11 protein-coding genes and 1 riboswitch are annotated in these 11,749 nt (G+C 65.5%); of the genes, 5 read left to right on the top strand and 6 right to left on the bottom strand.

Annotated features, from left to right (window positions below):
• Positions 1-55: 55 nt before the first annotated feature.
• The 6 genes from gcvH to E0504_RS11040 form a co-directional block, all read right to left on the bottom strand.
• Positions 56-427: a glycine cleavage system protein GcvH gene (gene gcvH, locus E0504_RS11065; protein WP_131624027.1), complete on the bottom strand. Its 372-nt coding sequence runs from the start codon at positions 425-427 to the stop codon at positions 56-58.
• On the bottom strand, positions 424-1,599 hold the full coding sequence (gene gcvT / locus E0504_RS11060; RefSeq protein WP_131624025.1) for a glycine cleavage system aminomethyltransferase GcvT: 1,176 nt from the start codon (positions 1,597-1,599) through the stop codon (positions 424-426). The genes gcvH and gcvT overlap by 4 nt, the downstream gene beginning before the upstream one ends.
• A gap of 169 nt (positions 1,600-1,768) precedes the next feature.
• Positions 1,769-1,872: riboswitch (glycine riboswitch) on the bottom strand.
• A 51-nt stretch (positions 1,873-1,923) separates the two neighbouring features.
• A complete protein-coding gene (gene metH / locus E0504_RS11055) occupies positions 1,924-4,548 on the bottom strand; it encodes a methionine synthase (protein WP_131624023.1) in 2,625 nt (874 codons plus the stop codon).
• Between the two features lie 19 nt (positions 4,549-4,567).
• On the bottom strand, positions 4,568-5,614 hold the full coding sequence (locus E0504_RS52035) for a homocysteine S-methyltransferase family protein (RefSeq protein WP_131624021.1): 1,047 nt from the start codon (positions 5,612-5,614) through the stop codon (positions 4,568-4,570).
• Complete coding sequence (gene metF / locus E0504_RS11045) at positions 5,611-6,516, bottom strand: methylenetetrahydrofolate reductase [NAD(P)H] (protein ID WP_131624020.1); 906 nt, start codon at positions 6,514-6,516, stop codon at positions 5,611-5,613. The genes E0504_RS52035 and metF overlap by 4 nt, the downstream gene beginning before the upstream one ends.
• On the bottom strand, positions 6,513-7,502 hold the full coding sequence (locus E0504_RS11040; protein WP_131624523.1) for a metalloregulator ArsR/SmtB family transcription factor: 990 nt from the start codon (positions 7,500-7,502) through the stop codon (positions 6,513-6,515). Before E0504_RS11040 ends, metF begins: the two co-directional genes overlap by 4 nt.
• A gap of 125 nt (positions 7,503-7,627) precedes the next feature.
• Between E0504_RS11040 and E0504_RS50325 the strand changes: the two genes are divergently transcribed.
• The 5 genes from E0504_RS50325 to E0504_RS11020 all read left to right on the top strand — a co-directional run bounded on the left by E0504_RS50325 (position 7,628) and on the right by E0504_RS11020 (position 11,749).
• On the top strand, positions 7,628-7,786 hold the full coding sequence (locus E0504_RS50325; RefSeq protein WP_165938484.1) for a hypothetical protein: 159 nt from the start codon (positions 7,628-7,630) through the stop codon (positions 7,784-7,786).
• 93 nt (positions 7,787-7,879) lie between these two features.
• Positions 7,880-8,263 (top strand): response regulator transcription factor, encoded by a 384-nt coding sequence (locus tag E0504_RS11035; protein WP_131624018.1) that lies wholly within the window; start codon positions 7,880-7,882, stop codon positions 8,261-8,263.
• A complete protein-coding gene (locus tag E0504_RS11030) occupies positions 8,260-9,282 on the top strand; it encodes a YaiO family outer membrane beta-barrel protein (protein ID WP_131624016.1) in 1,023 nt (340 codons plus the stop codon). The genes E0504_RS11035 and E0504_RS11030 overlap by 4 nt, the downstream gene beginning before the upstream one ends.
• Complete coding sequence (locus tag E0504_RS11025) at positions 9,279-10,310, top strand: HEAT repeat domain-containing protein (RefSeq protein WP_131624014.1); 1,032 nt, start codon at positions 9,279-9,281, stop codon at positions 10,308-10,310. The genes E0504_RS11030 and E0504_RS11025 overlap by 4 nt, the downstream gene beginning before the upstream one ends.
• Complete coding sequence (locus tag E0504_RS11020) at positions 10,310-11,749, top strand: glycosyltransferase (RefSeq protein WP_207912465.1); 1,440 nt, start codon at positions 10,310-10,312, stop codon at positions 11,747-11,749. The genes E0504_RS11025 and E0504_RS11020 overlap by 1 nt, the downstream gene beginning before the upstream one ends.

The following is an 11,749-nucleotide window of genomic DNA, read 5'->3' as shown; positions in this document are numbered from 1 at the left end:
AGGGGTCGCGGCCAGCAGGCGCGCCGATGGGCCGGCGAAGGCGCGCCAAATTGGCTCACAGTCCGGCGACGAAGTCCTTGTAGGCGCTCCCGTCCATCAGGCCGTCCAGTTCGCCGGCGTCGGCGATCGTCAGCTTGAAGAACCAGCCGTCGCCTTCGGGGGCGGAGTTCACCAGCGCAGGATCCTCTTCCAGCGCCGGATTGCCTTCGATCACGGTGCCGCTGACGGGAGAGTACACATCGCTCGCCGCCTTCACGCTTTCGACCACGGCCGCCTCATCACCTTTGGTGACGGCCGCACCCTCGCCAGGCACTTCGACGAACACGATATCGCCTAGCTGGCTCTGCGCATAATCGGTGATGCCGACGGTGGCGGTGTCACCTTCGACTTCGATCCATTCGTGGTCTTGCGTGAAATAACGGGTCATTTCGATGCTCCGGTCGCCTGATTGCGGGGTTGGCGGTGATAGCGGTGGGGAATGAACGGCATCGTCTCCACCGTCAGCGGAACGCGCTTGCCGCGCACCTCGGCCTCCATAGGAGTGCCAGGCGCGGAGTATTGGGTATCGACGTACCCTATCGCGATCGGCGCACCCACGCTGGGCGCGAAGCCGCCAGAGGTAATGCGGCCGATCAGCGCTTCGTCAGAATAAATCGACGCGCCTTCGCGTACGGGCATGCGCCCCTCCACCGTAAAGCCGACCAGCTTGCGCGGGGCACCATCGGTCAGGGCGCGAAGGATCCGGTCGGCGCCGTGAAAGCCGCCCTGTTCGCGGCGGCGTTTTGAAATCGCGAACGCGGCGCTGCCTTCAACCGGGTCGATGTTCTCGTCGAGGTCATGGCCATAGAGCGGCAAGCCTGCTTCCAGCCGGAGCGAATCGCGCGCGCCCAGGCCGACGGGTCGCACCCGATCATCCGCACACAGCGTATCAGCCAGCTCAGCCAGGCGTTCGGCCGGGAACGACAGCTCGAAGCCATCCTCGCCGGTATAACCGCCCCGCCCAATGCCGAGTTGCTCGCCGCGCCATTCGACCGAGGTGCCCTGCATGAAGTACAGGCCATCCGCTGCGCCGGGGGCGATTGCCTCGAGCACTGCAGCCGCCTCAGGCCCCTGAAGCGCAAGCAGGCCGCGTTCGTCGAGATGCGTCAGGGTGATCTCGTCAGGCAGATGCTCGCGCAAGAAAGCGATGTCGTCCCACTTCGTCGCGCCATTGACGACAATGTAAAAGCGCGGCGTCTCGCCTCCCGGCGGCGTGACGTTGGTCACCATCAGGTCATCGAGAATGCCGCCATCCTCGGCCAGCAATAGCGAATACCGGATCCGTCCGGGCTTGAGCGCCGAGATATCACCGGGGAGAATGACCTCGAGCGCTTCGGCCGCGCCTTCCCCCTCGACGATCAACTGGCCCATGTGGCTGACATCGAACAGGCCGGCATGCTCACGGGTCCAGAGATGTTCGGCCATGATCCCACCCTGGGGACCGGCGTACTGGATCGGCATCTCGTACCCGGCGAAAGGCACCATCCGCGCACCGCGCGCGCGGTGCCACGCGTCCAGCGGCAGCGCCTCGATCTCGATGGGTTCTTCGCTCTCGCTCACGCGCACACTCCGACAGCGCGGCCGATGGCCGGCAAGGCCATCTCGAAACCGCTGCCCCCTCTGTCGGGAAACCTGAGAGTTTGGCCGGCGCCTTGCGGCACGCAGCTTACACCGTCGGTGGCCGCGCCCCCGGATTATCGGGCGACGAGGCGCTTTCCAGAGTGCCGCATGGCCCGCCACGGTCCGGTTGCCTGAGAGTTTCCGGGGCGGTTGCTCCTTCGGCGGCCCCGCCCCTGACAAGCAGACGGCGGGACGCTCTCCCATGGCGGACGCCGGAATCGCTTCCGAACGACAACTCTGCCCTGCGCGAGTCCGCTGGCGCGGTCAATCGAGATTGGGGCGCAGCCAACGTTCGGCGGTCGCGATATCCACGCCCCGCCGCCGGGCATAGTCTTCCAGCTGGTCGCGGCCGATCCGCGCGACCCCGAAATACTCGCTTTCGGGATGGCCGAAGTAAAACCCGCTAACCGCGGATGTCGGATACATGGCGTAGTTCTCGGTCAACGTCAGTCCGGCCGTGTTGCCCGCATCCAGCAATCCGAACAGCGTCGGCTTCAGGCTGTGATCGGGGCAGGCAGGATAGCCGGGCGCCGGGCGGATGCCGCGATATTCCTCGCGGATCAGCGCCTGGTTGGTCAGTTGCTCGTCAGGAGCGTAACCCCACAGATCAGTGCGCACGTGGCGGTGAAGGCTTTCGGCAAAGGCTTCCGCCAGCCGGTCGGCCAGCGCCTTCAGCAGAATGTCAGAGTAATCGTCCTTGTCGGCGCGGAAACGTTCTGAATGCGGCTCGATCCCGTGGATGCCGACAGCGAACCCGCCAATCCAGTCGCCCGACGGGTCGATGAAGTCGGCCAGGCACATGTTCGCCCGGTCGCGGCTTTTCTTCACCTGCTGGCGCAGGAACGGCAGCGTGACGTGCCGCTCCTCCTCCACCAGGTGGATCGTCACGTCGTCGCCATCGCGGGCGCACGGCCACAGGCCAGCGACCCCTTTGGCGGTCAGCCATTTCTCGCCGATGATCCGGTCGAGCATCGCGTCGGCGTCGGCCTTCAGGCTGCGAGCGGTGTCGCCGACCACGGCATCGTCCAGGATCGATGGATACGTGCCATGCAGTTCCCACGCGCGGAAGAACGGGGTCCAGTCGATGATCTCGCGCAAGTCTTCCAGCGGCCAGTCGGCGAAGGAATGCAGCCCCGGCCGCAGCGGCGGGGCGGGCTTGTCGCCGTACCGCGGATCGTAGAAGTTCGCGCGCGCTTCGTCGATGCTCAAGAGCACGCTTTGCGCCTTGCCCTCGCGCGCATGGCGCACCTTGGCGTATTCGCCCGCAGTGTCGGCGACAAACGGATCGCGCTGGGTATCCGACAGCAGGCGACTGGCCACCCCGACCGCGCGACTGGCGTCTAGCACATGGATCACCGGCCCATCGTAAGCGGGATCGATCCGCAACGCCGTGTGGACCTTGCTGGTCGTCGCGCCGCCGATCAGCAGCGGCATGGTCATGCCGGCGCGGGTCATCTCCTCGGCCACGGTGACCATCTCGTCGAGCGACGGGGTGATCAGGCCGGACAGCCCGATCATGTCAGCCTGTTCGTCATTGGCGGTGGCGATGATCTTCGACCACGGCACCATGACGCCCAGATCGATCACCTCGTAGCCGTTGCACTGGAGAACCACGCCGACGATATTCTTGCCAATGTCGTGCACGTCGCCCTTGACCGTCGCCATCACGATGCGGCCCTTGGACTGATCGGCCAGGCCGCTGGCTTCTTTCTCCGCCTCGATGAAGGGGATCAGGTGGGCGACCGCCTTTTTCATCACGCGGGCCGACTTGACGACTTGCGGCAGGAACATCTTGCCGCTGCCGAACAGGTCACCGACCACGTTCATGCCGTCCATCAGCGGACCCTCGATCACCTCGATCGGGCGCCCGCCCTGCGCCATGCGGGATTGGCGCGCTTCTTCGGTGTCGTCGACCACATAGGCGTCGATGCCCTTGACCAACGCGTGTTCAATCCGGCGTTCGACCGGCCAGCCGCGCCACTCCTCGGCAGCCTTTTCGTCGGCCGCGGACTTGCCCTTGTAGCTTTCGGCGAGTGCGATCAGCCGTTCTGTCGCATCCGGCCGGCGCATCAGGATCACGTCCTCGCACGCCTCACGCAAAACCGGGTCGATCTGGTCGTAAATATCGAGCTGACCGGCATTGACGATCGCCATGTCCAACCCGGCGGGGATCGCATGGTAGAGGAACACAGAATGCATCGCCCGCCGCACAGTCTCATTGCCGCGGAAGCTGAACGAGAGGTTCGACAGCCCGCCCGAAAAGTGCGCGTGCGGGCACAGCTGCCTGAGCTCGCTCACCGCCTCGATGAAATCCAGGCCGTACCGGTCGTGCTCCTCGATCCCGGTGGCGACGGCGAATATGTTGGGATCGAAGATGATGTCTTCGGGCGGGAAGCCGATCCCGGTCAGCAGAGCATAGGCACGCTGGCAGATGTCGACCTTGCGCTGTTTGCTGTCGGCCTGACCGGTTTCGTCGAAGGCCATCACCACGGCCGCGGCGCCATAATCCATGCACTTGCGGGCCTGGGCCAGGAACGCCTCTTCCCCCTCCTTCATGGAGATCGAATTGACGATCGGCTTGCCCGAAACGCATTTCAGCCCGGCTTCGATCACCTCCCACTTCGAACTGTCGATCATCACCGGCACGCGGGCGATGTCCGGCTCCGCGGTGATCAGCTTCAGGAAGGTGGTCATGGCTTCGACCGCGTCGAGCAGGCCTTCGTCCATGTTGACGTCGATTATCTGCGCGCCGTTCTCGACCTGCTGGCGCGCCACCTCGACCGCCGCGGTATAGTCGCCGGCCATGACGAGCTTCTTGAACGCCGCGGAGCCGGTGACGTTGGTGCGTTCGCCGATATTGACGAAACGAGAGGATGCGGATTGGGTCACGACAGACTTTCGATGGAGATCAGGCGGCGAGCGTGAATGGCTCCAGTCCCGCAAGCCGGGTGGCGATGTCAGGCTTAGGCACTTGCCGCGGAGCAAGGCCGCGGACCGCTTGCGCCATAGCCGCGATGTGTTCGGGAGTATTGCCGCAGCAGCCGCCGAGGATATTGATCTGGCCGCTGTCCGCCCAGCGCTTCACCAGCCTGGCGGTGGTCTCCGGCGCTTCATCGTACGCGCCCAACTCGTTCGGCAGGCCCGCGTTTGGGTAAGCCATCAGCAGCGTGTCGGCGATTGCGGAAAGGACCTGCACGTGGGGGCGCAATTGCTCGGCACCGAAACTGCAATTGAGCCCCACGGCCACGGGTTTCGCGTGGCGCACCGCGTGCCAGAACGCTTCGACCGTATGGCCAGACAGGTTGCGGCCCGACAGGTCGGTGAGCGTCAAAGACAGCATCAGCGGCACATCGCGCCCAAGCTCGTCGGCCAGCTGGCGAACCCCGGATATCGCTGCCTTGCAATTGAGCGTGTCGAATACCGTTTCGACCAGGATGAAGTCCGCCCCGCCCTCGATCAACGCGGCGGCCTGTTCGCGGTAGACTTCCTTGACCTCGTCGAACGTGACTTCGCGGTAGCCCGGATCCTCTACCCGCGGGCTCAGCGACAATGTCTTGTTCGTCGGGCCCATGGCACCTGCGACGAAGCGGTTGATGCCGTCGCGCGCCGTAGCCTCGTCGACAGCCTCGCGGATGGCGCGCGCGGCGGACACGTTCATCTCTCGGACCAGGCTTTCAGCCCCGTAGTCACTCTGGCTGATCCGGTTGGCGTTGAAGGTGTTCGTCGCCAGCAAGCATGCGCCCGCCTCGATGTAGCGCTCGCAGATCGCGCGGATCACGTCAGGCCGGGTCAGGTTGACGAGGTCGTTGTTGCCCTTCTGGTCGCGGGGCAGGCCGGTACTGCCGAGGTAATCTTCCTCGGACAGCCTGGCCGCCTGGATTGCGGTGCCATATGGGCCGTCCTTGATCAGGATGCGCTTGCTCGCTTCGGCGATCAGGTCGTCGCGTTTGCTCATGCGGCTTCTCCGGCAGGTCGGCGGCCGAGCAGGTGACAGATGGCGTAGCTCAGCTCGGCACGATTGAGAGTGTAGAAGTGGAACTGGCGCACGTCACCGGCGTAAAGCCGCCGGCACAATTCAGCCGCCACGGTGGCGGCAACCAGCTGCCGCGCGGCGGGGCGTTCATCGAGTCCCCGAAACAGGGTCTCCAACCACCCCGGGATGGCCGTGCCGCACAAGCCGCTCATCCGCTGGACGCTGGCAAAGCTCAGGATCGGCATGATGCCGGGGATGATCTCGGCAGTGATGCCCGCAGCGGCCGCCTTGTCGCGGAAGCGGAAGAAGCACTCGGGTTCGAAGAAGAACTGGGTGATCGCGCGGGTCGCCCCGGCGTCGAGCTTGCGCTTGAGATTGTCGAGATCGACCTGTTCGTCGACTGAGTCTGGATGGGTTTCCGGATACGCCGCAGTCGAAATCTCGAACGGGGCAATCTTCAGTAGCCCTTCGATCAAGGCGGCGGCATTTTCGTAGCCCCCGGGATGCGGGCGATACCCACCCGCCGGATCGGAGGAATCACCGCGCAGAGCGACGATGTGGCGAATTCCGCTGTCCCAGTATTCGCGCGCGATCGCATCGACTTCCTCGCGCGTGGCGTCCACACAGGTCAGGTGCGCGGCTGCCGGGATCGCGGTCTCGCGGATGATCCGTTGAACCGCGGCATGGGTCCGCTCGCGGGTCGAGCCACCCGCGCCGTAGGTCACGGAGACAAAATCCGGCCGCAGGGGTTCCAGCGTGCGCACGCTATCCCACAACGTTTCGGCCATTTTCTCTGTCTTCGGAGGAAAGAATTCGAACGAGACGCCGATGTCGCCGGGCAGCGAGGCATAAAGCGGCGCTGAGTGGGCAATTTCCTCGTTCATCGCGCGGCCCTCCGACGAGCAGTGCCGATCCTGGGAACGTCAGACACGCGGCGGACGGTCCATACCTTGACCGCAAGCTCGCCACCTTCGATCACCGCGCAACCGGCGGGCTCGAAGCCGAAGCGGGCCAGCATTTCGCTCATCTGCTCGTCGCCGAAACCCAGCCGCGCATGGGCATGAGCCCGCCGCAATTCCTCGCGTGCGTGCGCCGCCAGATCGACGATAGCGATCCGCCCCCCGGGACGGCACACCCGCGCCGCCTCGGCCAGCGCGAAATCGGGTTCAGTCGCGTAATGCAGCACTTGGTGGAAGACGATCGTGTCGAAGGTGCCAGGCGCAAACGGCAGCGCCGCAAAATCGCCCTGCACCAGTTCCACCCGTCCTGATGGCAGACCCTGCAAGCGCGCGCGGGCAAGCCGCAACATCTCCGGGCTCTTGTCGAGGCCGGTCACCCGATGCGCCAGCGGTTCCAGCAATTCCGCGACCCGTCCGGTGCCGGTACCGACGTCGAGCACCTCGCCCAAGCCCTCGTCACTGAGGGACGCCAGCAACGCCTGCTCGACCGCTTCCGCTGGCGCCAGGATGGCTCGGAGGCGATCCCATTCACCTGCATGGCGCGCGAAATACTCGGCTGCGCTCTTCTCCCGGGCGTCTCGGATCGCCGCCAGATGGCGCCGGTCCTCCGCGCAGGTGCGGGCGAAATTCGGATCATCTTCCTCAGCCGCGGCAAGCAACCCGGCAACCGCGCCTGCCGTTGCTTCCGCAGCCCCCGAAGTCGCGTGGCGCAGGAATACCCAACTGCCTTCCCGGCGGCGCTCGGCCAGGCCAGCGTCGCACAGGATCGCCACGTGGCGTGACACGCGGGGCTGGCTCTGCCCCAATGCATGCGCGAGTTCGCCAACCGCAAGCTCCATCGCGGCGATCAGGCGCATGATCCTGAGCCGGGTGAGGTCGCCCAACGCGCGCATGGTGGTCTCGATGCCCATCCCACATATAAAGATATTGTTATATGCGAAAGTCAAGCGACCGCTGCTTGCTTGCGCCGAAGTTAAGTTGGGAACGGGCGTTCGAATGAAGCGTCTGGGGGCTACCTCGAACCAGATTGCCACAGATGTACCCGCTGCCCCGCCACTCCAGTTTCTCGATGCTGCAGGATAGCCTGCCCAAGGTGTTCGAGCCTGCGCGCGACGACGCGTTTCGCGATCTGCTGCGGGCGCTTGATGACGGGGCTGCTACGCGGACCACGAGCTCCTTTCGCAAAGGCCGCTGAGACCGCAGGTTTGGTCTATGCGCACGACATCGGCGATCTTCATTAGATCGATATTTACCCAAACCTCATTTTCGGCCCTATACAGATCCAGGCATGACACCCGCTCCCTTGGTACTGATCGCTGACGACGAACCGCTGATGACGGAGCTGCTCGAATTTCGTTTGTCAGCGCGGGGATACGACACCGTGGTCGCGCACGATGGGCGTGAGGCGCTGGCAAAGCTTGACGAAACCAACCCGGCGGCCGTGGTGCTCGACATGATGATGCCGGTGCATGACGGGTTCGAGGTTCTCCGGCGGATGCGCGCCAGCACGCAACACGCCGCGACCCCCGTGATCATGTTGACCGCTCGTCGCGGAGAGGCGGACGTGGTCGGTGCGCTGGAGCTTGGCGCGGACGATTACCTGGTGAAGCCGTTTCTTCCGGAAGAATTGTTGGTCCGGCTGAGCCGCCTGCTAGCGGGGAAGAAGGCGTGAAGGCCGGCATCGTCGGGCTGGTTGCCGCCGCGTTTGCACTGTTCGCTTCACCTGCCGAGGCGGCGCAGCAGCAGAATGCGTATGAGGCGGGGGTCGCGGCCCGCCAGGCGGGTCAGCCGGCAGAGGCGCGTCGCTTGCTCATGGCCTGGCTGGCCGACCATCCGAACGACGCCGACGCGATGCTCCAGCTCGCTTATACCGACCTCGCGCTAGGAAACGTGGATGCCGCGGAGGCCGGCTTCGAATCCGTCCTGCGGCAGGCGCCGGACTATACTGACGCGCGTGACGGGCTGGCCGCAGTAGCGGCGCGTCGTGCTTCGCCTGCCCCGGATGCTCGAGGGTCGGTAATTGTGGAAGGCGCGCTAAGCGACCTCGGCGGCGGTGCGCGCGGCTGGAGCGAGGTTGCCGCCGATATCGAGACCGCCATTTCGCCCCGCACGACCATCGGCGCCCGGGCGGCGTATTACCGGCGCTTCGCGCGCGAGGACATTGAGGTCGTCGGCCGGATCGGTCTGCATCCTTCGGACGACGTGTGGCTACGCGCGTTCGTGGGCGGAACTCCGAATGCTGATTTTCGCCCGGAAGTGGCGGTTGGCGGCGGTATCGACTGGCGGGTCGCCCACGGCAACGCGACCGTCTTGACCCTCGATGCGTCCTACCAGCGGTTTCCGTTGCAGGACGTGATCACGGTCAACCCTGGCGTGGTGCAGTATCTGGCCGGCGGAAAGGCCTGGCTGACGCTGCGCGGGATCGGCACGGTGGACGATGGTGGACCACTCCAACTTGGCGCTCTGGCGCGCGGCGACTTCGTGCCCGCATCGGGGTGGCGCGTTTTCGCCGGCGCCTCCAACGGGCCGGACACCGATCTGGGTGTCGTCACCCGCGTGAAGGCTCTTTTCGGCGGCGTAGAGGCTCCGCTGAGCCCTCGCTTTGGCGTAACGGGGTCGCTGGCGCGAGAGTGGCGGGACGGGCCGCTTGACCGGACAGAGTTTCGGCTGGGATTGAAGGCTCGCTTTTGACTACGCTCGTCTCGCTTTGGGACTTTTCACTGCTGCTATGCCTGATCGCGCTGACGGCGATCGCGGGCCTGCTGCTGGCGCGCGTGATTGGCGAGTGGCGAGGCAAACACCGCGCCGATTGGCGCCGCAAGCTGCTGCCCGCCATGATGCGCGGGGAAACCATCGATGTTGGCGGATCGCGGCTTGCACGCCGCGTTGCCGCGACGCTTACCCTGGAGCTGACTGAACTCGTCCGCGGGTCTGATCGGGAGGCGCTGATCACGGCTGCCAGCTCAGCTGGAGCGGGTGAGGAACTGCGCCGGCGGCTCCGCTCCCGCGCACCACAGGACCGGTTGATCGCCGCAGAGGCGCTGGCGATGTTCCCCGATCATGTCGATGCTGTCACGAAAGTCGCACTCACCGACCCGAGCCCCGATGTACGCTTAGGCGCGGCGCTGGCCTTGGCCCAGGAAGGCCGCGCGCCGTCTGCCGGGGAGCTTGTCCGCGCGCTCGGGATCGGCACCCGGGAACACTCTCTCCTGGTGGTTTCGCTGATGCGCGACCTGGTCAAGACCGATCCCCATTCGGTCGAGGCATTGCTGTACGATCTCGATCTGCCGGACGAGGCGAAGCTTGCCGCAACCGACGCCCTGGCGGAGAGCGGCGCGGTTGATCATGCGCCGCTGGTTTCATGGATGGCCGAGGCCGCGGGCGAAGACAGCGATCTGCAGCCCCGGATCTTCCGCGCGCTCGGGCGGATCGGGCACCCGGCCGGCCACGAAGCGATCCTGGGCGGTCTCGACAGTCCTTCCTGGCAGGTCCGCACGGCGGCGGCCGAGGCGGCGGGACGGTCAGCGCTGAGCAGAGCCGTGCCGAAACTTGCCGGAATGCTCGACGACGAAGAATGGTGGGTCCGCTTCCGCGCCGGCGAGGCACTCGCCCGGCTCGGGGCGGCGGGCCGCCTGGCGCTGCATCGGGCGGCGATCGAGTCCGCGCCCGCCGCGCGCGCGGCGGCCAAGGCCACCTTGGCCGAGCGGGGCGTAGCCTGATGCTGCCGGCGATTGCCTCAGCCGAAAGCTGGATGACCAGCGCCGCCGAAGGCATCGCGCTGGTCGTGATCGTCACCGGTCTGCTGCAGGTCGCGTTCTACATCCTGCAGCTCGTGTTCGCAGCCTTCGCGCTCACGAACCGGCCACCGGTGCCGCGTGGAGCCACCTTATGGCGCCGCTATTCCGACCAGGCGCCCGCGATTTCCCTGCTGGCGCCGGCGTTCAACGAGGAAGTGACGGTGGTCGAAAGCGTCCGCTCGCTGCTCGCGCTGCAGTATCCGGATTTCGAAGTGCTGCTGATCAACGACGGGTCCAAGGACGGCACCCTCACGCGGGTGATCGATGAATTCGGGCTCAGCCGAGTGGAACGGTTCGTCGACGACCGGGTCGCTCACGCTCGCATCCGGGGATTCTACGCCAGCCCGGCGCTGCCGCGGCTCTTGGTGATCGACAAGGAGAACGGGGGCAAGGCGGATGCGCTCAACGCCGGGATCAACGCGTGCCGCACCTCGCTGTTCTGTGCGATCGACGCTGACTCCATTCTGGAGACCGATGCCCTGCTGCGCGTGGTGCGGCCCTTCATCGACGACCCTGATTTGACGATCGCCGCCGGCGGGACGATCCGCATCGCCAACGGCTGCACGATTGATGCGGGGCGGGTCACCGATGTGCGCCTGCCGTCCAACTTCTTCGCCCTGGTCCAGATCATGGAATACCTCCGCGCGTTTCTGATGGCGCGGTTGGCCCTGGGCAAGATGCAGGCCCTGACGGTGATCTCCGGCGCGTTCGGACTGTTCAAGCGGCAGCAGGTGGTCGAAGTCGGCGGCTACAGCCACGGCACCGTGGGCGAAGACATGGAACTTGTGCTCAAGCTGCACCGCCACATGCGCGATCTGAAGCAGCCATATCGCATAGAGTTCATCGCCGAACCGGTTTGCTGGACCGAGTGTCCGGAAGACGCGAAGGTCTTGGGCCGCCAGCGCAGCCGCTGGCAGCGCGGCGCGCTGGAATGTTTCGTCAAGCACAAGACGATGTGCTTCAACCCCCGTTACGGCCGGATCGGGTTTGTCGGCTTCGGACAGATCCTGCTGGTCGATGTCGTCGGACCGCTGATCGAGGTGCTCGGCTACATCCTGGTGCCGCTGCTCTACGCACTGGGACTGCTCGCCTTGCCGTGGCTGCTCGCGTTCCTGTCGGTGACCTTCACCTTTGGCGTGTTCGTCAGCGTCGCCACCTTGATCCTGGAAGAGATACAGCTGCGCCGATTCCCGCGGGCGCGCGAACTTGCGATCCTGGCACTGGTCGCGGTGGTGGAGAATTTCGGCTACCGTCAACTGTCGAATATCTGGCGGCTGCAAGGCTGGTGGCAGTTCCTGCGCAAGCAGCAGAGCTGGGGCACGATGACCCGCAAGGGGTTCGGCGGCGCGTCCCCGACCTGA

This window comes from Parafrankia sp. BMG5.11 (assembly GCF_004337455.1).
This window is presented reverse-complemented; position numbering and strand designations above follow the sequence as displayed.

Bases quoted from the DNA above. Each gene is read 5' to 3' on its own strand.
- E0504_RS11035 (WP_131624018.1), top strand. From the start codon at position 7,880: ATGACACCCGCTCCCTTGGTACTGATCGCTGACGACGAACCGCTGATG.
- metF (WP_131624020.1), bottom strand. From the start codon at position 6,516: ATGAACGAGGAAATTGCCCACTCAGCGCCGCTTTATGCCTCGCTGCCC.
- E0504_RS11020 (WP_207912465.1), top strand. From the start codon at position 10,310: ATGCTGCCGGCGATTGCCTCAGCCGAAAGCTGGATGACCAGCGCCGCC.
- E0504_RS50325 (WP_165938484.1), top strand. From the start codon at position 7,628: ATGTACCCGCTGCCCCGCCACTCCAGTTTCTCGATGCTGCAGGATAGC.
- gcvH (WP_131624027.1), bottom strand. From the start codon at position 427: ATGACCCGTTATTTCACGCAAGACCACGAATGGATCGAAGTCGAAGGT.
- E0504_RS52035 (WP_131624021.1), bottom strand. From the start codon at position 5,614: ATGAGCAAACGCGACGACCTGATCGCCGAAGCGAGCAAGCGCATCCTG.
- E0504_RS11040 (WP_131624523.1), bottom strand. From the start codon at position 7,502: ATGGGCATCGAGACCACCATGCGCGCGTTGGGCGACCTCACCCGGCTC.